General features: G+C 59.4%; 29 protein-coding genes. 25 read left to right on the top strand and 4 right to left on the bottom strand.

Annotated features, from left to right (window positions below):
• The first annotated feature begins 11 nt into the window (after positions 1 to 11).
• The 25 genes from rplB to H6X51_RS10145 all read left to right on the top strand — a co-directional run bounded on the left by rplB (position 12) and on the right by H6X51_RS10145 (position 13,305).
• Positions 12 to 836: a 50S ribosomal protein L2 gene (rplB, locus tag H6X51_RS10265; RefSeq protein WP_185267446.1), complete on the top strand. Its 825-nt coding sequence runs from the start codon at positions 12 to 14 to the stop codon at positions 834 to 836.
• 15 nt (positions 837 to 851) lie between these two features.
• Positions 852 to 1,127 (top strand): 30S ribosomal protein S19, encoded by a 276-nt coding sequence (gene rpsS / locus H6X51_RS10260; protein ID WP_105646756.1) that lies wholly within the window; start codon positions 852 to 854, stop codon positions 1,125 to 1,127.
• A gap of 12 nt (positions 1,128 to 1,139) precedes the next feature.
• Positions 1,140 to 1,472, top strand: coding sequence for a 50S ribosomal protein L22 (gene rplV, locus H6X51_RS10255; protein ID WP_185267445.1), 333 nt, complete (start codon positions 1,140 to 1,142; stop codon positions 1,470 to 1,472).
• A gap of 11 nt (positions 1,473 to 1,483) precedes the next feature.
• Complete coding sequence (gene rpsC, locus H6X51_RS10250; protein ID WP_185267444.1) at positions 1,484 to 2,164, top strand: 30S ribosomal protein S3; 681 nt, start codon at positions 1,484 to 1,486, stop codon at positions 2,162 to 2,164.
• 11 nt (positions 2,165 to 2,175) lie between these two features.
• Positions 2,176 to 2,589, top strand: a complete 414-nt coding sequence (gene rplP, locus H6X51_RS10245; protein ID WP_036993714.1) for a 50S ribosomal protein L16 — start codon at positions 2,176 to 2,178, stop codon at positions 2,587 to 2,589.
• Positions 2,589 to 2,780 (top strand): 50S ribosomal protein L29, encoded by a 192-nt coding sequence (gene rpmC / locus H6X51_RS10240; protein ID WP_036993711.1) that lies wholly within the window; start codon positions 2,589 to 2,591, stop codon positions 2,778 to 2,780. The genes rplP and rpmC overlap by 1 nt, the downstream gene beginning before the upstream one ends.
• A 2-nt stretch (positions 2,781 to 2,782) precedes the next feature.
• On the top strand, positions 2,783 to 3,046 hold the full coding sequence (rpsQ, locus tag H6X51_RS10235; protein ID WP_185267443.1) for a 30S ribosomal protein S17: 264 nt from the start codon (positions 2,783 to 2,785) through the stop codon (positions 3,044 to 3,046).
• Between the two features lie 44 nt (positions 3,047 to 3,090).
• Positions 3,091 to 3,459 (top strand): 50S ribosomal protein L14, encoded by a 369-nt coding sequence (rplN, locus tag H6X51_RS10230; RefSeq protein WP_036993708.1) that lies wholly within the window; start codon positions 3,091 to 3,093, stop codon positions 3,457 to 3,459.
• Between the two features lie 11 nt (positions 3,460 to 3,470).
• Positions 3,471 to 3,785, top strand: coding sequence for a 50S ribosomal protein L24 (gene rplX / locus H6X51_RS10225; RefSeq protein ID WP_185267442.1), 315 nt, complete (start codon positions 3,471 to 3,473; stop codon positions 3,783 to 3,785).
• Positions 3,786 to 3,802: 17 nt separating this feature from the next.
• Positions 3,803 to 4,342, top strand: a complete 540-nt coding sequence (rplE, locus tag H6X51_RS10220; RefSeq protein WP_185267441.1) for a 50S ribosomal protein L5 — start codon at positions 3,803 to 3,805, stop codon at positions 4,340 to 4,342.
• 9 nt (positions 4,343 to 4,351) lie between these two features.
• The gene (rpsN, locus tag H6X51_RS10215; RefSeq protein ID WP_185267440.1) at positions 4,352 to 4,657 is read left to right on the top strand and encodes a 30S ribosomal protein S14; all 306 of its coding nucleotides are present in this window, start codon (positions 4,352 to 4,354) and stop codon (positions 4,655 to 4,657) included.
• 39 nt (positions 4,658 to 4,696) lie between these two features.
• Positions 4,697 to 5,089: a 30S ribosomal protein S8 gene (rpsH, locus tag H6X51_RS10210; RefSeq protein ID WP_185267439.1), complete on the top strand. Its 393-nt coding sequence runs from the start codon at positions 4,697 to 4,699 to the stop codon at positions 5,087 to 5,089.
• 12 nt (positions 5,090 to 5,101) lie between these two features.
• The gene (gene rplF / locus H6X51_RS10205; protein WP_185267438.1) at positions 5,102 to 5,632 is read left to right on the top strand and encodes a 50S ribosomal protein L6; all 531 of its coding nucleotides are present in this window, start codon (positions 5,102 to 5,104) and stop codon (positions 5,630 to 5,632) included.
• Positions 5,633 to 5,643: 11 nt separating this feature from the next.
• Entirely contained in the window at positions 5,644 to 5,994 is a 351-nt protein-coding gene (gene rplR / locus H6X51_RS10200) for a 50S ribosomal protein L18 (RefSeq protein WP_185267437.1), read from the top strand.
• 10 nt (positions 5,995 to 6,004) lie between these two features.
• The gene (gene rpsE / locus H6X51_RS10195) at positions 6,005 to 6,508 is read left to right on the top strand and encodes a 30S ribosomal protein S5 (RefSeq protein WP_185267436.1); all 504 of its coding nucleotides are present in this window, start codon (positions 6,005 to 6,007) and stop codon (positions 6,506 to 6,508) included.
• A gap of 6 nt (positions 6,509 to 6,514) precedes the next feature.
• Entirely contained in the window at positions 6,515 to 6,697 is a 183-nt protein-coding gene (gene rpmD / locus H6X51_RS10190; RefSeq protein ID WP_185267435.1) for a 50S ribosomal protein L30, read from the top strand.
• Between the two features lie 3 nt (positions 6,698 to 6,700).
• Positions 6,701 to 7,135 (top strand): 50S ribosomal protein L15, encoded by a 435-nt coding sequence (rplO, locus tag H6X51_RS10185; RefSeq protein ID WP_185267434.1) that lies wholly within the window; start codon positions 6,701 to 6,703, stop codon positions 7,133 to 7,135.
• A gap of 7 nt (positions 7,136 to 7,142) precedes the next feature.
• Positions 7,143 to 8,471, top strand: coding sequence for a preprotein translocase subunit SecY (gene secY, locus H6X51_RS10180; RefSeq protein ID WP_185267433.1), 1,329 nt, complete (start codon positions 7,143 to 7,145; stop codon positions 8,469 to 8,471).
• A gap of 24 nt (positions 8,472 to 8,495) precedes the next feature.
• Positions 8,496 to 8,612, top strand: a complete 117-nt coding sequence (gene rpmJ / locus H6X51_RS10175) for a 50S ribosomal protein L36 (RefSeq protein ID WP_074781302.1) — start codon at positions 8,496 to 8,498, stop codon at positions 8,610 to 8,612.
• A 173-nt stretch (positions 8,613 to 8,785) separates the two neighbouring features.
• Positions 8,786 to 9,142, top strand: coding sequence for a 30S ribosomal protein S13 (rpsM, locus tag H6X51_RS10170; RefSeq protein ID WP_105646743.1), 357 nt, complete (start codon positions 8,786 to 8,788; stop codon positions 9,140 to 9,142).
• A 20-nt stretch (positions 9,143 to 9,162) separates the two neighbouring features.
• Positions 9,163 to 9,552 (top strand): 30S ribosomal protein S11, encoded by a 390-nt coding sequence (rpsK, locus tag H6X51_RS10165; RefSeq protein WP_022962893.1) that lies wholly within the window; start codon positions 9,163 to 9,165, stop codon positions 9,550 to 9,552.
• A 15-nt stretch (positions 9,553 to 9,567) separates the two neighbouring features.
• Positions 9,568 to 10,188, top strand: coding sequence for a 30S ribosomal protein S4 (gene rpsD / locus H6X51_RS10160; RefSeq protein ID WP_185267432.1), 621 nt, complete (start codon positions 9,568 to 9,570; stop codon positions 10,186 to 10,188).
• A gap of 26 nt (positions 10,189 to 10,214) precedes the next feature.
• Complete coding sequence (locus H6X51_RS10155; protein WP_185267431.1) at positions 10,215 to 11,216, top strand: DNA-directed RNA polymerase subunit alpha; 1,002 nt, start codon at positions 10,215 to 10,217, stop codon at positions 11,214 to 11,216.
• Between the two features lie 25 nt (positions 11,217 to 11,241).
• On the top strand, positions 11,242 to 11,625 hold the full coding sequence (rplQ, locus tag H6X51_RS10150) for a 50S ribosomal protein L17 (RefSeq protein WP_036993680.1): 384 nt from the start codon (positions 11,242 to 11,244) through the stop codon (positions 11,623 to 11,625).
• Between the two features lie 219 nt (positions 11,626 to 11,844).
• Positions 11,845 to 13,305, top strand: a complete 1,461-nt coding sequence (locus H6X51_RS10145) for a catalase (RefSeq protein WP_185267430.1) — start codon at positions 11,845 to 11,847, stop codon at positions 13,303 to 13,305.
• Positions 13,306 to 13,449: 144 nt separating this feature from the next.
• On the opposite strand, the gene H6X51_RS10140 is transcribed toward H6X51_RS10145, so the two are convergent.
• Genes H6X51_RS10140 through uvrA form a run of 4 tightly spaced genes read right to left on the bottom strand, consistent with a single transcriptional unit; the run spans position 13,450 to position 18,782 of the window.
• The gene (locus tag H6X51_RS10140) at positions 13,450 to 14,223 is read right to left on the bottom strand and encodes a MetQ/NlpA family ABC transporter substrate-binding protein (RefSeq protein WP_185267429.1); all 774 of its coding nucleotides are present in this window, start codon (positions 14,221 to 14,223) and stop codon (positions 13,450 to 13,452) included.
• Between the two features lie 41 nt (positions 14,224 to 14,264).
• The gene (locus tag H6X51_RS10135; protein WP_185267428.1) at positions 14,265 to 14,930 is read right to left on the bottom strand and encodes a methionine ABC transporter permease; all 666 of its coding nucleotides are present in this window, start codon (positions 14,928 to 14,930) and stop codon (positions 14,265 to 14,267) included.
• On the bottom strand, positions 14,927 to 15,931 hold the full coding sequence (locus H6X51_RS10130; protein ID WP_185267427.1) for a methionine ABC transporter ATP-binding protein: 1,005 nt from the start codon (positions 15,929 to 15,931) through the stop codon (positions 14,927 to 14,929). The genes H6X51_RS10135 and H6X51_RS10130 overlap by 4 nt, the downstream gene beginning before the upstream one ends.
• Positions 15,932 to 15,947: 16 nt before the next feature.
• A complete protein-coding gene (gene uvrA / locus H6X51_RS10125; protein ID WP_185267426.1) occupies positions 15,948 to 18,782 on the bottom strand; it encodes an excinuclease ABC subunit UvrA in 2,835 nt (944 codons plus the stop codon).
• Positions 18,783 to 18,800 lie beyond the last annotated feature (18 nt).

The following is an 18,800-nucleotide window of genomic DNA, read 5'->3' as shown; positions in this document are numbered from 1 at the left end:
AGGGGTACATCATGGCGATTGTTAAATGTAAACCTACTTCCGCTGGCCGCCGCTTCGTTGTAAAGGTCGTAAGCTCGGACCTGCACAAGGGTGCTCCCTATGCACCTCTGCTGGAGAAGCAAGGCAAGTCTGGTGGACGTAACAATAATGGTCGTATCACCACGCGTCATCGTGGTGGCGGTCATAAGCAGCACTACCGTCTGGTCGATTTTCGTCGCAACAAGGATGGCATTCCTGCCACCGTTGAGCGTATCGAATACGATCCGAACCGTACCGCTCATATTGCTCTGCTGAAGTATGCCGATGGCGAGCGTCGCTACATCATCGCGCCCAAGGGTGTGACTGCTGGCGATCAACTGGTCTCTGGTGCCGATGCGCCGATCAAGCCCGGTAACACTCTGCCGCTGCGCAACATCCCGGTGGGTAGCACCATCCACGCGATCGAACTGAAGCCGGGTAAAGGCGCTCAGGTTGCCCGCAGTGCCGGTGCTTCCGTACAGCTGGTCGCCCGTGAAGGCGCCTATGTCACCGTTCGCCTGCGTTCCGGCGAAATGCGCAAGGTCCTCGGCGAGTGCCGTGCCACCCTGGGTGAAGTATCCAACGGTGAACACAGCCTGCGCTCCCTGGGCAAAGCCGGTGCCACTCGCTGGCGCGGTGTGCGTCCGACCGTTCGTGGTGTTGCCATGAACCCGGTTGATCACCCGCATGGTGGTGGTGAAGGGCGTACTTCTGGTGGTCGTCATCCGGTGTCGCCGTGGGGCTTCCCCACCAAGGGTGCCAAGACTCGGTCCAACAAGCGCACTGACAATATGATTGTCCGTCGTCGCAGCAAGTAATAGAGGGGAAACGACGTGCCGCGTTCTCTGAAGAAAGGTCCTTTTATCGATCTTCACCTGTTGAAGAAGGTCGAAACAGCAGCAGAAAAGAACGATCGCAAGCCAGTCAAGACCTGGTCGCGCCGCTCCATGGTTCTGCCGCAGATGGTTGGTCTGACCATCGCAGTACACAACGGTCGTCAGCATGTTCCGGTCATTGTTACCGAAGACATGGTCGGCCATAAATTGGGCGAATTCTCTGCCACGCGTACCTATCGCGGTCACGCGGCAGACAAGAAAGCCAAGCGCTAAGGGGTTAGGAAGATGGAAGTAGCCGCTACCGTTAAGGGCGCCCGACTCTCTGCCCAGAAAGCTCGCTTGGTCGCCGATCAGATCCGCGGGAAGAAGGTGGACGAGGCCCTGAATCTGCTGACTTTCAGCAACAAGAAGGCCGCTGACATCATCAAGAAAGTGCTGGAGTCGGCGATTGCCAACGCCGAGCACAATGATGGTGCAGACGTGGATGACCTGAAGGTCTCCACCGTGTTTGTCAACGAAGGTCGCTCCCTGAAGCGCATCATGCCGCGGGCCAAGGGCCGCGCTGATCGCATCGTAAAGCGGTCTTGCCACATCACGGTCAAGGTTGCTGACAAGTAGGAGTCGATCACATGGGTCAGAAAGTAAATCCGACGGGCATTCGCCTCGGTATTGTTAAACAGCACACTTCGGTGTGGTACGCAGATGGCCGCACCTATGCGGACTATCTGAACACTGACTTGAAGGTACGCGAGTACATTCAGGACAAATTGAAAAGCGCTTCTGTCAGCCGCGTTGACATCCAGCGCCCGGCACAGACCGCCCGCATCACCATTCACACCGCCCGCCCAGGCATCGTGATTGGCAAGAAAGGCGAGGACGTCGAGAAGCTGCGTCAGGAACTGACCAGCCAGATGGGTGTTCCGGTGCACATCAACATCGAAGAGATCCGCAAGCCGGAACTCGACGGTGCCCTGGTGGCCCAGAGCGTTGCCCAGCAGCTCGAGCGTCGGGTCATGTTCCGCCGCGCGATGAAGCGTGCTGTACAGAACGCCATGCGTATTGGTGCCAAGGGTATCAAGATCCAGGTCAGCGGCCGTCTCGGCGGCGCCGAGATCGCCCGTACCGAATGGTACCGTGAAGGCCGTGTGCCGCTGCACACTCTGCGTGCCGACATCGACTACGCAACGGCTGAAGCCCACACCACCTACGGTGTGATCGGTGTGAAGGTTTGGATTTTCAAAGGCGAGATCATTGGTGGTCAGCCCGAGGAAGTCAAAGCCGTCGCGACCAAGAAAAAAGCTGCTAAGTAAGGGGTACGCACATGTTACAACCCAAGCGTACGAAGTTCCGCAAGCAGATGACCGGTCACAACCGTGGCCTGGCGCATCGCGGCAGTAAAGTGAGCTTTGGCGAATACGCACTCAAATCCGTCAGCCGTGGTCGTTTGACCGCACGTCAGATTGAAGCGGCACGTCGTGCTCTGACTCGTCACGTCAAGCGTGGCGGTAAAATCTGGATCCGTGTCTTCCCTGACAAGCCGATCTCCAAGAAGCCTCTCGAGGTGCGGATGGGTAAAGGTAAGGGTAACGTCGAATACTGGGTAGCCCAGATTCAGCCGGGCAAGGTCCTGTATGAGATTGAAGGTGTTTCCGAAGAGCTGGCGCGCGAGGCATTTGCCCTGGCCGCTGCCAAGCTGCCGCTGGCAACCACCTTTGTTAAGCGGACGGTGATGTGATGAAAGCGACAGAACTTCGTGAAAAATCTGCCGAGCAGCTGAACGAGCAGCTGCTCACCCTGCTGCGTGACCAGTTCAATCTGCGCATGCAGAAGGCAACCGGTCAACTCGGCCAGAGTCACCTGCTGAAGCAGACCAAGCGTGACATCGCTCGAGTCAAGACCGTGCTCAATCAGAAAGGTGGTAACTGATCATGGCCGAGAACACTACAGTTCGTACCGTTACTGGCCGTGTGGTCAGCGACAAGATGGAAAAAACCGTTACTGTGCTCATCGAGCGTCAGGTAAAGCATCCGCTGTACGGCAAGTACGTACGTCGGTCTACCAAGCTGCATGCGCATGACGAGAACAACGAATGCCGCATCGGCGATTTGGTAACCATTCGGGAAACCCGTCCCTTGGCCAAGACCAAGAGCTGGACCCTGGTACAGATCGACGAGCGCGCGGCGCAAGTCTAAGCCCCGCGCTGTTATAGCGGATTATTTAAGGGTCGGAGAAAGTTATGATTCAGACTCAATCCATGCTGGATGTGGCTGACAACAGTGGTGCACGCCGCGTTATGTGCATCAAGGTTCTGGGCGGTTCTCACCGTCGCTACGCTGGCATTGGCGATATCATCAAGGTGACCGTGAAGGAAGCGATTCCGCGCGGCAAAGTAAAGAAAGGCCAGGTGCTGACTGCGGTCATCGTGCGTACCCGTCACGGCGTACGCCGTACCGACGGTTCGCTGATCCGTTTCGATGGCAACGCTGCTGTTCTGCTCAACAACAAGAATGAGCCGATCGGTACCCGCATCTTTGGGCCAGTGACTCGTGAGCTGCGTAACGAGCAGTTCATGAAGATCGTTTCCCTCGCGCCCGAAGTGCTGTAAGGAGCCCGGTCATGCAAAAGATCAAACGTGACGACGACGTAATCGTCATCGCCGGCAAAGACAAAGGCAAGCGCGGCAAGGTCCTCAAGGTCCTGGTCGACAACCGCCTGGTGATTTCCGGTGTCAACATTATCAAGCGCCACACCAAGGCCAACCCGATGGCCGGTGTGCAGGGCGGTATTGTTGAAAAGGAGGCGCCGATCCACGTCTCCAACGTGGCTATCTTCAACCCTGAGACCAGCAAGGCCGATCGCGTCGGCTTCAAGGTCGAAGACGGTAAGAAGGTTCGTATTTTCAAGTCGACCCAAAAAGCCGTCGACGCTTGAGAATCTAGGTGCTTACCATGGCAAGATTGAAAGAACATTATCGGAACACCCTGGTTCCGCAGCTCAAGGAACAACTGGGCCTGCAGAACGTGATGGAAGTTCCGAAAATCACCAAGATCACCCTGAACATGGGCCTTGGTGAAGCAGTAGGTGACAAGAAAGTCATTGAAAACGCACTGGCTGACCTGGAAAAGATCACCGGCCGTAAAGGCATCGTGACCTATTCCCGCAAGTCGATTGCTGGCTTCAAGATTCGTGATGGCTGGCCGATCGGTGTCAAGGTGACCCTGCGCCGTGAGCAGATGTACGAATTCCTGGATCGTCTGCTGTCGATCTCGCTGCCGCGTGTACGTGACTTCCGTGGTCTGAATGCCAAGTCCTTCGATGGTCGCGGCAACTACAGCATGGGTGTCAAGGAGCAGATCATCTTCCCGGAAATCGATTACGACAAGATCGATGCCCTGCGTGGTCTGGACATTACCTTCACCACCACTGCTCGGACTGACGATGAAGGCCGTGCGCTGCTGCGCGCGTTTGCTTTCCCGTTCCGCAACTAGGAGTCAGCAATGGCCAAAATCAGCATGAAGAACCGCGAGGCCAAGCGCGCTCGTCTGGTTGCCAAGTACGCCGCCAAGCGTGCTGAGCTCAAGGCGCTGGTCGGCAACGTCAACGTGTCTGTCGAAGACCGTTGGAATGCCCAGGTAGCCCTGCAGAAATTGCCGCGTGATGCGAGCCCAGTGCGTCAGCGTAACCGCTGCCGCGTGACTGGCCGTCCGCACGGCGTATACCGCAAGTTCGGTCTTTCCCGCATCAAACTGCGCGAAGCTGCCATGCGCGGTGATGTACCCGGTCTGGTCAAGGCCAGCTGGTAAACAAGACCTTAATTACTCAGTTTCAGGAGCACAAAGCCCATGAGTATGCAGGACCCGTTAGCCGATATGCTAACCCGTATCCGTAATGCCCAGATGGCTGAAAAGTCCAGTGTCAGCATGCCTTCGGCAAAGCTGAAGGTGGCTGTCGCCAAAGTCCTTAAAGAAGAAGGCTATGTAGCCGGTTACGAAGTTCAGGGCGATATCAAGCCTGTTCTGTCGATCGAGCTCAAGTACTTCGAGGGCAAGCCGGTAATCGAAGAGCTGAAGCGCACCAGTCGTCCTGGTCTGCGTCAGTACAAGTCCGTTGACCAGCTGCCCAAGGTCAAGGGTGGACTGGGTGTGTCGATCGTCTCCACCAACAAGGGTGTGATGACTGATCGTGCCGCTCGCGCTGCCGGTATCGGCGGCGAAGTGCTCTGCACCGTATTCTGATAGGGGGTTACGATGTCTCGCGTCGCTAAAAACCCTGTCAAATTGCCGCAGGGTGTAGAAATCAAAGTTGACGGCCAGGAAGTATCGGTCAAGGGCCCCAAGGGCGCCCTTAGCCTGAATATGCATCCTGCCGTCGAGATGGTCCAGGAAGACGGCGAGCTGCGTTTCGCACCGCGTCCTGGTAGTGTCAATGCAGCCATGGCCGGCACCACACGTGCACTGGTCAACAACATGGTTGTAGGCGTCAGCCAAGGCTTCGAGCGCAAGCTGCAGCTGGTCGGGGTAGGTTACCGGGCGCAGGCCAAGGGGCAGGTTCTGTCTCTGGCTCTGGGCTTCTCCCACCCGATCGACTATCAGTTGCCGGAAGGTGTTTCCGTGGAAACCCCGAGCCAGACTGATATCGTCATCAAAGGTATCGACAAGCAACTGATCGGCCAGGTAGCCGCGGAAATCCGCGACTTCCGTCGCCCAGAGCCTTACAAAGGCAAGGGTGTTCGCTACGCCGACGAGGTCGTGCGTCGTAAAGAAGCCAAGAAGAAGTAGGGCATAGCAAAATGAGCGATAAAAAAGTTATTCGTCTCCGTCGCGCTCGTCGTTCGCGTCTGAAACTGCGCGAGCTCGAAGCCGTACGTCTGTGCGTGTACCGTTCTTCGCAGCACATGTACGCGCAAGTGATCTCGGCCGATGGTTCCAAGGTTCTGGCCAGCGCTTCCACTCTTGACGCCAGTCTGCGCGGTGGCAACACCGGCAACGCTGAAGCCGCCAAGCAGGTTGGACTTCTGGTTGCTGAGCGTGCCAAGGCCGCCGGTGTAACTCAGGTCTCCTTCGACCGTTCCGGCTTCAAGTATCATGGCCGCGTGAAAGCGCTGGCCGACGCCGCTCGTGAAGGCGGGCTGGAATTCTAAGGGTAGAGCTATGGCTAATTTCGAGCAAAAGCGTGACGAAGGTTACATTGAGAAACTGGTTCAGGTTAACCGCGTCGCCAAAGTAGTCAAAGGCGGTCGGATCTTTGCCTTCACCGCGCTGACCGTGGTCGGCGATGGCAATGGTCGCGTGGGCTTCGGTCGTGGCAAGGCGCGTGAAGTGCCTGCTGCGATCCAGAAGGCCATGGAAGCCGCACGTCGTAACATGATCCAGGTGGATCTGAATGGCACCACCATTCAGTATCCGCTGCGTGCCGCTCATGGCGCCTCCAAGGTGTTCATGATGCCGGCTTCCGAAGGTACCGGTGTCATCGCCGGCGGTGCAATGCGCGCCGTTCTGGAAGCTGCAGGCATTCATAACGTACTGGCCAAGTGTTACGGTTCCACTAATCCGGTCAACGTTGTCCAGGCTACCTACAAGGGTCTGAAGTCAATGCAGTCTCCCGAGTCTGTTGCGGCCAAGCGTGGCAAGACCGTTGAAGACATCGTGGGGTAAGCTGACATGGCTAATGCAAAAATCAAAGTCACCCAGTTCAAGAGCGTGATCGGTCGTCTGCCCAGCCACAAGGCCTGTATCCAAGGCCTGGGTCTGCGTCGCATCGGTCACACCGTCGAAGTGGAAGATACTCCGGCTGTTCGTGGGATGATCAACAAGGTCGCCTACATGGTCCGGGTCGAGGGTTAAGACATGAAACTGAATGATCTGCGTTCCGCGCCCGGTGCACGCCCAGCCAAGCTGCGCGTCGGTCGTGGTATCGGCAGCGGCCTGGGCAAGACTGCCGGCCGCGGCCACAAGGGTTTGACTTCGCGCTCCGGCGGTAAGGTCGCTCCGGGTTTCGAGGGTGGTCAACAGCCGTTGCACCGTCGTCTGCCGAAGTTCGGCTTTACCTCCAGAATTGCGATGGTTACTGCCGAAATTCGTACCAGCGAGCTGAACAAGCTGGACGTTGATGTCATTGATCTGCAGGCATTGAAAGATGCCAACATCATTGGCAGCAAGTTTGTGCGGGCCAAGGTCGTCCTGTCCGGTGATGTGACCAAAGCGGTTACACTCAAGGGCCTGATGGCTACCAAGGGTGCCCGTGCAGCGATCGAAGCAGCTGGCGGCAAGATCGAGGAATAAGGACTACATGGCTAAGCAAGGCGCTCTCTCTGGAATGAATCAAGGCGGCCTGACCGAACTGTGGGGGCGCTTGCGCTTCCTGTTCCTGGCAATCATCGTTTACCGAATTGGCGCGCATATACCGGTGCCCGGTATCAATCCTGATCGCCTGGCTGATATGTTCAGACAGAATGAGGGGACCATTCTTAGCCTGTTCAACATGTTCTCGGGTGGTGCCCTGGAGCGGATGAGTATCTTCGCTCTGGGGATCATGCCGTACATCTCTGCATCCATCATCATGCAGCTGATGACGGCGGTCAGCCCCACCCTTGAGCAGTTGAAGAAGGAAGGCGAGTCCGGACGCCGCAAGATCAGTCAGTACACCCGCTATCTCACACTGGTTCTGGCATTCATCCAGGCGGTGGGGATGTCGGTTGGCCTGGCCAGCCAGGGCGTGGCCTTCGCTGGTGGTTTTGGCTTCTATTTCATAGCGGTCACTACCTTCGTCGCCGGTGCCATGTTCATGATGTGGCTGGGCGAACAGATCACCGAGCGGGGTGTCGGCAACGGTATCTCCATGCTGATCTTCGCTGGCATCGTCGCCGGCTTGCCGAGCGCGATCGGGCAGTCCTTCGAGGCGGCCCGTCAGGGTGATATCAATATCTTCGCCCTGATCGCCATCGCGCTGCTGGCAGTAGCGATGATCGCCTTCGTGATCTTTGTCGAGCGTGGCCAGCGGCGGATTACCGTCAACTACGCCAAGCGTCAGCAAGGTCGCAAGGTGTTCGCTGCGCAGACCAGCCACCTGCCGTTGAAGGTGAACATGGCTGGTGTGATTCCAGCGATCTTTGCCAGCAGTATCCTGCTGTTCCCGGCGTCCCTGGGCACCTGGTTCGGCCAGGGTGAAGGCATGGGTTGGTTGCAGAGCCTGTCCCAGGCGATCGCACCGGGCCAGCCGTTGAATATCATTCTGTTCAGTGCAGGGATCATTTTCTTCTGCTTCTTCTATACAGCCTTGATGTTCAACCCCAAGGATGTGGCTGACAATCTGAAGAAGTCAGGCGCCTTCATTCCGGGTATTCGCCCGGGTGAACAGTCCGCCCGCTATATCGACGGTGTACTGACCCGCCTGACCATGTTCGGTGCGCTGTACATGACTGCGGTCTGCTTGCTGCCGCAGTTCCTGGTGGTGTCGGCCAACGTGCCGTTCTACCTGGGCGGGACTTCGCTGCTGATCGTCGTGGTGGTTGTGATGGACTTCATGTCGCAAGTACAATCGCACCTCGTTTCACAGCAGTACGAGTCTCTTTTGAAGAAATCGAACCTGAAAGGTTACGGCAGCGGCATGCTGCGCTGATATTTCAGGATTCTGGAGAACGATATGAAAGTTGCAGCATCAGTCAAGAAGCTTTGCCGTAACTGCAAAGTGATCCGTCGCAACGGTAGCGTACGGGTTATTTGCAGCGCTGAGCCCCGTCACAAGCAGCGCCAGGGTTGATCATCAACCTGCACTGATTGAAGACTACGTCTCAGGATAACCGCCGCCCGACCAGTTGACTGGTCGGGTGGTTGATTTTTTTATATGTTAGCGCTACCCTACTGCACCCTTTTTCACGCAACCTTGTTACGTTTTGGGTTGAGTCAGGTAGCTGTCAGACGGAGTAAATTTGGATGGCCCGTATTGCAGGCGTCAACATCCCGGATAACAAGCATGCTGTTATCTCTCTGACCTATATTTTTGGTATCGGTCAAACCAAGGCACAGCAGATCTGTGCCGCCACTGGCATTGAGCCCAGTGTCAAAATCAAGGATCTGAGCGAGGAGCAGATTGATCTGCTGCGTAACGAGGTTGCCAAGAGTAACACCGAAGGTGACCTGCGCCGCGCGATCAACATGAACATCAAGCGTCTCATGGATCTGGGTTGCTATCGTGGTCTGCGTCATCGTCGTGGTCTTCCGGTTCGCGGCCAGCGTACCAAGACCAACGCTCGTACCCGTAAGGGTCCGCGCAAGCCGATCCGTAAGTAATCGCGAAGGAATATACAGATATGGCTAAGCCTGCTGCTCGTGTTCGTAAAAAAGTAAAAAAGACAGTGGTTGATGGGATCGCCCACATCCATGCGTCTTTCAACAACACCATCATTACCATCACCGACCGCCAGGGCAACGCTCTGAGCTGGGCGACTTCCGGTGGTTCCGGTTTCCGTGGTTCGCGTAAAAGCACCCCGTTCGCTGCCCAGGTGGCTGCCGAGCGTGCTGGTCAAGCGGCCCTGGAATACGGTCTGAAAAACCTCGACGTTAATGTGAAGGGCCCCGGCCCGGGTCGTGAGTCCGCAGTGCGCGCGCTGAACTCTTGTGGTTACAAGATCAGCGGCATCACTGATGTCACCCCCATCCCACATAACGGCTGCCGCCCGCCCAAGAAGCGCCGCGTGTAATCAGGAGACGGTAAAATGGCTAGATATATTGGTCCCAAATGCAAGCTGTCTCGTCGCGAAGGCACTGATCTGTTCCTCAAGAGCGGCGTACGCGCTCTTGATTCCAAGTGCAAGCTGGAGAGTCCTCCTGGCGTGCATGGTCAGCGTCGTGGCCGTCTCTCCGAGTACGGCACCCAGCTGCGCGAGAAGCAAAAAGTTCGTCGTATCTATGGTGTCCTCGAGCGCCAGTTCAGCAACTACTACAAGGAAGCTGCCCGCCTGAAGGGTGCTACCGGTGAGAACCTGCTGCAACTGCTCGAGCGTCGTCTGGACAACGTGGTTTACCGCATGGGTTTTGGCTCCACTCGCGCCGAAGCTCGCCAGCTGGTTTCCCACAAGGCCATCAGCGTCAATGGCAAGACCGTGAACATTGCATCCTACCTGGTATCCCCGGGTGATGTGGTTGCCGTTCGCGAGAAGGCCAAGAACCAGCTGCGCATCAACGGCTCCCTGGAGCTGGCGGCTCAGCGTGGTCAGGCAGAATGGCTGCAAGTCGATGCTGCCAAGAAGGAAGGTGTCTTCAAGAGCCTGCCCGCACGGAGTGATCTGTACGCCGACATCAACGAGAACCTGATCGTCGAGCTCTACTCCAAGTAAGCGATAGTCAGCAAAAGGTGCCTTTCATGCAAAATTCGGTTGCCGAGTTTCTTACTCCACGTCATATCGACGTTCAAGAAGCCTCGCCTACGCGTGCCAAGATTACTCTTGAACCGCTGGAGCGTGGCTTTGGTCACACCCTGGGCAATGCGTTGCGGCGCATTCTGCTCTCCTCCATGCCCGGTTGTGCCGTGGTAGAGGCGGAAATCGATGGCGTTTTGCATGAGTACAGCGCCATCGAAGGCGTTCAGGAAGATGTCATCGAGATCCTGCTCAACCTGAAAGGGCTGGCAGTCAAGATGCATGGTCGTGATCACGTTACCCTGACCCTTTCCAAGAAGGGCGCGGGCGTAGTCACCGCTGGCGATATCCAGCTGGACCACGATGTGGAGATCGTCAATCCCGATCACCACATCGCCACGCTGTCCGCCAACGGCGCGCTGAACATGAAACTGACCGTAGCTCGTGGTCGCGGCTATGAGCCGGCGGACTCGCGCCAGTCGGACGAGGACGAAAGCCGTTCCATCGGTCGTCTGCAACTCGATGCCACCTATACCCCGGTTCGCCGTGTGGCCTATGTGGTCGAGAGCGCTCGTGTCGAGCAGCGTACCAACCTGGACAAACTGGTCATCGACCTGGAAACCAACGGTACGCTGGACCCGGAAGAGGCGATTCGTCGCGCTGCCACCATCCTGCAGCATCAGCTGGCGGCCTTCGTTGACCTGAAGAGCGACCAGGAGCCGGTAGTGGAGCAGCAGGAAGACGAGATCGATCCGATCCTGCTGCGCCCGGTTGACGACCTGGAGCTGACTGTTCGTTCGGCCAACTGCCTGAAGGCTGAAAACATTTACTATATTGGCGATCTGATCCAGCGTACCGAAGTGGAGCTGCTGAAGACCCCGAACCTGGGCAAGAAGTCCCTGACCGAAATCAAGGATGTTCTGGCTTCACGTGGTCTGTCACTGGGTATGCGTCTGGACAACTGGCCGCCTGCAAGCTTGAAGAAGGACGACAAGGTTACCGCCTGATCGTCTGACACCGAGGAATTGAGAGATGCGTCATCGTAAAAGTGGTCGTCACCTGAGTCGGACCAGCTCGCACCGCAAGGCCATGTTCCAGAACATGGCGGTGTCGCTGTTCGAGAACGAACTGATCAAAACCACTCTGCCCAAGGCCAAGGAATTGCGCCGTGTTGCAGAGCCGCTGATCACTCTGGCGAAAGAAGATACCGTAGCCAATCGCCGTCTGGCGTTTGACCGCACCCGCAGCAAAGAAGCTGTTGGCAAGCTGTTCAACGACCTGGGCAAGCGCTACGCAGACCGTCCCGGCGGCTATGTTCGTATCCTGAAGTGCGGCTTCCGCGCTGGTGATGCGGCACCCATGGCCTACGTGGAACTGGTTGATCGCCCTGAGCTGGCCGCTGCTTCCGAAGAGTAAGCTGCAGACAGTTCAAGAAAACCGGGCTCAGGCCCGGTTTTTTATTGCCCGAAAATAGCGCTGCCTACCTGCCATCCGACTTCTTCCTCTTATTTGAAAATCCTATCGTTCAAGTTGACGCAAGTCATTGGGACTATCTTTTGCTGCCCCCTATCATTGCTCCAACGCCACCGGTTCGTTACCGCTGGCCGCCGAAAATGACCCAAGGAGAGTAATAAGATGACTGACAAGCCAAGACTTACCACGGTAGCGGGCGCCCCGGTAGCCGAGAACCAGAACGTGATGACCGCTGGCCCACGCGGCCCGATGCTGCTGCAGGATGTATGGTTCCTGGAAAAGCTCGCACATTTCGACCGTGAAGTGATTCCCGAGCGCCGCATGCACGCCAAGGGCTCGGGCGCTTTCGGTGAGTTCGTCGTGACCCACGACATCACCAAGTACACCAAGGCCAAGATCTTCTCCGAGATCGGTAAGAAGACCCCGATGTTCGCGCGCTTCTCCACCGTAGCCGGTGAGCGCGGTGCCGCCGACGCCGAGCGGGATATCCGTGGTGCGGCCCTGAAGTTCTATACCGAACAGGGCAACTGGGACATGGTCGGCAACAACACCCCGGTGTTCTTCTTCCGTGATCCACTGAAGTTCCCCGACCTGAACCACGCGGTCAAGCGCGACCCGCGCACCAATATGCGCAGTGCCAACAACAACTGGGACTTCTGGACCGGTCTGCCGGAGGCGCTGCACCAAGTGACCTATGTGATGGGCGACCGCGGTATTCCCGACGGCTACCGCCATATGCACCTGTTCGGTTCGCACACCTACAGTTTCATCAGTGCCGACAACCAGCGGTACTGGGTCAAGCTGCACTTCAAGACCCAGCAGGGCATCAGGAACCTGACCGACGAGCAGGCCGCCGCAGTGGTTGCCGGTGACCGTGAAAGCTCGCAGCGTGACCTGTACGATGCCATCGAGAACGGCGATTTCCCGCGCTGGACCATGTACGTGCAGATCATGCCGGAGGCGGATGCGGCCAGCTATCGTTTCCACCCCTTCGACCTGACCAAGATCTGGTCGAAGAAGGACTATCCGCTGATCGAGGTCGGCTACATGGAGCTGAACCGCAACCCGGACAACTACTTCCAGGATGTGGAGCAGGCTGCCTTCACACCGGCCAACGTGGTACCCGGTATCAGCTTCTCGCCGGACCGCATGCTGCAGGGGCGTCTGTTCTCCTACGGTGATGCGCAGCGTTACCGCCTGGGCGTGAACCACCATCAGATTCCGGTGAACGCGCCGCGTTGCCCGGTACACAGCTACCACCGTGACGGCGCCATGCGCATGGACGGCAACCAGGGCAGCCGCCTGCACTACGAGCCGAACACCTATGGCGAATGGCAGGAGCAGCCGGACTTCAGCGAACCGCCGATGGCACTGGAAGGCGCAGCTGCACGCTACGATTTCCGGGAGGACGATGCCGACTACTTCACCCAGCCCGGTGACCTGTTCCGTCTGATGGACGCCGACGAGCAGCAGCGGCTGTTTGCCAATACTGGGCGGGCGATGAACGGTGTGGAGCGCCACATCATGATTCGTCACATCACCCACTGTTACAAGGCCGATCCGGCCTATGGTGCAGGTGTAGCGGCAGCTCTGGGTATACCGATGTCTGAAGTGCCGGTCTGATAACGACCGGTGGTTGGAACGGCCCGCGACGTGGTATCAGTCGCGGGCTTTTTTGTGGCCTGCCATCCCTGGCGGCCACCCTTCGGGCCGCCACTGCGTGGCGTCAAAAATGGCTCCCGGCCATTTTTTGTGGAGGTGATGCAATCAGAACGCTGGAACCACGGCGCCCTGGTACTTCTCTTCGATAAACGCCTTCACTTCATCGCTGTGCAGCGCATCCACCAGCTTGTTGACCGCATCGCTGTCCTTGTTGTCCGAGCGGGTTACCAGGATGTTGACGTAGGGCGAGTCCTCACCTTCGATGGCCAGTGCGTCCTCGGTCGGGTTCAGCCCGGCTTCCAGGGCGTAGTTGGTATTGATCAGGGCCAGGTCGACCTGGTCCAGCACCCGCGGCAGGGTGGCCGCTTCCAGCTCGCGGATGCGGATGTTGTGCGGGTTGTCGGCGATATCGCGCGGTGTGGCGAGGATGTTGCTGTTGTCCTTCAGGCTGATCAGGCCAGCCTTGTCCAGCAGCAGCAGGGCGCGACCGCCGTTGGTGGCGTCATTGGGGATGGCCACGGTGGCACGGTTGGGGACGCTGTCCAGCGAATCCAGCTTGCGTGAGTAGATACCGAAGGGCTCGACATGCACCCCGGCGACGCTGACCAGGTCGGTGCCGCGGCCCTTGTTGAACTCATCGAGATAGGGCTGGTGCTGGAAGAAGTTGGCATCCAGGCGGCCTTCGGCGACCTGCAGGTTGGGCTGCACGTAGTCAGTGAAGACCTTGATATCCAGATCCACGCCCTGGCTGGCCAGGGCGGGTTTGACGAACTGCAGGATTTCGGCATGGGGCACGGCGGTGGCGGCGATGCTCAGCTTGTCCGCGGCATGGGCGCCGAAGGCGGTGGCCAGGGCCAGGATTGCGACGATCTTCTTCATGGGTGTGCTCCGAAAAGGACGGTAAGGTGGGCATTGCCCTGTTATTTACGTGAATAGTGGACGACCAGGCGGTCGCCGATACTTTGCAGAATCTGCACCAATACCAGCAGCAATACAACGGTGACCACCATCACGTCGGTCTGGAAGCGCTGGTAGCCATAGCGGATCGCCAGATCCCCCAGGCCACCACCGCCGACCACGCCGGCCATTGCGGTATAGGAGACCAGGGTGATGGCGATCACCGTGACCGCGGCGATGATACCCGGCCGCGCCTCGGGCAGCAGGGCGCGGGTGATGATCTGGCCGGTGGTGGCGCCCATCGACTGGGTGGCCTCGATGATGCCGCGATCGACCTCGCGCAGGGCGGTCTCCACCAGGCGGGCGAAGAACGGCGTGGCACCGACCACCAGCGGCGGAATAGCGCCGGCGACCCCCAGCGAGGTGCCGGTGATCAGCTTGGTGAAAGGAATCATCACGATCAGCAGGATGATGAACGGCAGCGAGCGCAGCGCGTTGACGATCAGCGACAGCACCGCATACAGGCCGTTGCGCTGGAACATCTGCCGCGGCCCGGTAAGGAACAGCAGGATGCCCAGCGGCAGGCCCAGCAGTACGGTGAACAGCAGCGAGCCACCGAGCATCAGCAGGGTGTCCAGGGTGGCGATCCAGATGTCATACCAGTCGATATTGCTGAACAGTTCGCTCATCCGCGCAGTACCTCAACGTGAACCTCGGCTGCCGCCAGGTGAGTCATGGCAGCGTCCACGTCGCCACCGATCAACGCCAGTGTGAGCTGGCCGCAGGGTTGTTCGCGGATGCGGTCGATGCGTCCGGCGAGAATGCTGTAGTCCACACCGGTGGCCCGGGCCACCTGGCCGAGCAGCGGGGCGAAGGTGGCCTCACCGAGAAAGGTCAGGCGCAGGATGCGGCCCGGCACATGGGCGAAGTCCTCGGCCTGGTCGGTGCTGCTCTCGTCATCGAACACGAAGCTGCGGGTGGTCGGGTGCTGTGGATGCAGGAACACCTCGCTGACCTTGCCCTGCTCGACAATGCGCCCGCCATCCATGACCGCCACCTGGTCGCAGACCCGGCGGATCACGTCCATCTCGTGGGTGATCAGCACTATGGTCAGCTTCAGCTCCTGGTTGATTTCCGCCAGCAGTTGCAGCACCTGCCGAGTGGTATGCGGGTCCAGCGCGCTGGTCGCTTCGTCGCACAGCAGGATGCTGGGTTCGGTGGCCAGTGCCCGGGCAATGCCGACGCGCTGCTTCTGGCCGCCGGACAGTTGTGCCGGGTACTTGTCGGCATGTTCGCTGAGGCCGACCCGCTCCAGCAGCGACCTGACCCGCTCGCCGATCTGGCGCCGGTCGAGTTCGCCGGCCAGGCGCAGGGGCAGGGCCACGTTGTCGGCGACGGTGGCCGAGGACAGCAGGTTGAAGTGCTGGAAAATCATGCCCACCCGCTGGCGAAAGCGCCGCAGGCCCGGTGCATCCAGGGCGGTGATGTCTTCGCCATCGACCAGAATACTACCGCTACTGGGTTCTTCCAGGCGGTTGATCAGCCGCAGCAGCGTGCTCTTGCCGGCGCCTGAATGGCCGATGATGCCGTAGACCTGACCCGCTTCGATGGTCAGTTCCGTGCTGTGCAGGGCGGGGATGCTCCGCCCGGCGACCTGATAGGCCTTGGTTACCTGCTGAAATTCGATCACGTATGCGTCCTTTGTATCAGTCCCTGTCGCGTTCCAGCAGCGGCCCGAGGAAGCGTCCGGTATGCGACTGGGGCGCCTCGGCGACCTGTTCCGGGGTGCCGGTGGCGATGATCTGCCCGCCCTTGGAGCCGCCCTCGGGGCCGATGTCGACGATCCAGTCGGCGGTCTTGATCACGTCCAGGTTGTGCTCGATCACCACCAGCGTATTGCCATGATCGCGCAGCCGGTGCAGCACATCGAGCAACTGCTGAATGTCGGCGAAGTGCAGGCCGGTGGTTGGCTCGTCGAGGATGTACAGGGTCTTGCCGGTATCGCGCTTGGACAGCTCGCGGGCCAGCTTGACGCGCTGGGCTTCGCCGCCGGACAGCGTGGTGGCCGACTGGCCGAGGCGTACATAGGACAGGCCGACGTCGATCAGCGTCTGCAGCTTGCGCGCCAATGCCGGCACCGCGTCGAAGAACTCCCGGGCTTCCTCGATGGTCATCTCCAGCACTTCGTGGATGCTCTTGCCCTTGTACTTGATCTCCAGTGTCTCGCGGTTGTAGCGCTTGCTCTTGCACACATCGCAGGGCACGTAGATATCCGGCAGGAAGTGCATCTCCACCTTGATCAGGCCATCACCCTGGCAGGCCTCACAGCGCCCACCCTTGACGTTGAACGAGAAGCGCCCGGCCTTGTAGCCGCGTGAACGTGCCTCCTGGGTGCCGGCGAACAGCTCGCGGATCGGGGTGAACAGGCCGGTATAGGTGGCCGGGTTGGAGCGCGGCGTGCGGCCGATCGGGCTCTGGTCGATATCCACCACCTTGTCCAGGTGCTGCAACCCGTCGAAGCTGGCATAGGGCGCCGGGTCCAGGGTGGTGGCGCCATTCAGCGCGGTGGCGGTGATCGGGTACAGGGTATTGTTGATCAGCGTCGACTTGCCCGAGCCGGAAACGCCGGTGACGCAGGTGAACAACCCCACCGGGATCTCCAGGTTGACCTTCTGCAGGTTGTTGCCACAGGCACCCTTGAGGCGTAGCCACTCGTTCTTGCGTACCGGAGTGCGCTTGGCCGGGACCGGGATCTTCACCGCGCCGGACAGGTACTTGCCGGTCAGTGAGGCCGGGTCGTCCATCACCTGCTGCGGCGTGCCGTGGGAGACGATGCGCCCGCCATGCACCCCGGCGCCCGGGCCGATATCCACCACGTGGTCGGCCAGGCGAATGGCGTCTTCGTCATGTTCGACCACGATCACCGTGTTGCCCAGGTCGCGCAGGTGGATCAGGGTGCTGAGCAGGCGCTCGTTGTCGCGCTGGTGCAGGCCGATCGACGGCTCGTCGAGGATATACATGACACCCACCAGGCCGGCGCCGATCTGGCTGGCCAGGCGGATGCGCTGGGCCTCGCCGCCGGACAAGGTGTCGGCGCTGCGGTCCAGCGCCAGGTAGTCGAGCCCGACATTGACCAGGAACATCAGCCGGGCACGGATTTCCTTGAGGATCTTCTCGGCGATCTCGCCGCGGCTGCCGGACAGGCTCAGTTGGGTGAAATACTCCGCCGCCGCGCCGACCGGCAGGGTGGTGATCCCCGGCAGGTTGCGCCCATCGATGAACACGTGGCGCGCTTCGCGGCGCAGACGGGTACCGCTGCAATCCGGGCAGGGCTGGGTGCTGAGGTACTTGGCCAGCTCCTCGCGCACACTCTGCGATTCGGTTTCCCGGTAGCGGCGCTCCAGGTTCGGCACTATGCCCTCGAACGGGTGTTCGCGCTTGACGATGTCGCCGCGGTCGTTGAGATAGCGGAAGGGGACCTTGTCATTGCCGGTGCCCTGCAGGATCAGCTTGCGATGCTTGTCGTCGATGTCGTCGAAGGGTTGATCCAGATCGATGCCGTAATGCTCGGCCAGCGAGCTGAGCATCTGGAAGTAGTAGACGTTGCGCCGGTCCCAGCCACGAATCGCGCCTTCGGCCAGGGTCAGCTCGCCGTTGACCAGCCGGCGGCTGTCGAAGAACTGCTTGACCCCCAGGCCATCGCAGCCGGAGCAGGCGCCGGCCGGGTTGTTGAAGGAGAACAGGCGCGGCTCCAGCTCGCTGATCGAGTGGCCACAGGCGGGGCAGGCAAAGCGGGCGCTGAAGGTGATCTCGTCGCCTTCTTCCCCTTCCATCGGCGCGACAATGGCGATGCCGTCGGCCAGGTGCAGCGCGGTCTCGAACGACTCGGCCAGGCGCAGCTGCAGGTCCTCGCGGACCTTGAAGCGGTCGACCACCACCTCGATGCTGTGCTTGCGGTTCTTCTCCAGTGCCGGTGCCTCGTCCAGCTCATGGATGCGACCGTCGATGCGCGCGCGGACAAAGCCCTGGGCACGCAGCTCATCGAGCAGAGCCAGGTGCTCGCCCTTGCGCTCGCGCAGCACCGGAGCCAGCAGCATCAGCTTGCTACCCTCGGGCAGCGCCAGTACCTGATCGACCATCTGGCTGACGGTCTGCGCCGCCAGCGGCAGGTCGTGATCGGGGCAGCGTGGTTCGCCGACGCGGGCGAACAGCAGGCGCAGGTAGTCGTAGATCTCGGTGATAGTGCCGACGGTGGAGCGCGGGTTGTGCGAAGTCGACTTCTGTTCGATGGAAATGGCCGGTGACAGCCCTTCGATGTGATCGACATCGGGTTTTTCCATCATCGACAGGAACTGCCGAGCATAGGCCGATAACGACTCGACATAGCGGCGCTGGCCTTCGGCATACAGGGTGTCGAACGCCAGGGACGACTTGCCCGAGCCGGACAGTCCCGTGATCACGATCAGTTTGTCGCGGGGCAGATCCAGATCGATGTTTTTCAGGTTGTGGGTACGGGCCCCACGTATCAGGATTGTATCCAAAGCGTACCACCCGGCAGA

It is taken from the genome of Halopseudomonas xiamenensis (assembly GCF_014219065.1).
GTDB classification, from domain to species: Bacteria; Pseudomonadota; Gammaproteobacteria; order Pseudomonadales; family Pseudomonadaceae; genus Halopseudomonas; species Halopseudomonas xiamenensis.
Note: the sequence above shows the minus strand (reverse complement) of the source record. Positions and strands in the feature narration are given on the sequence as shown.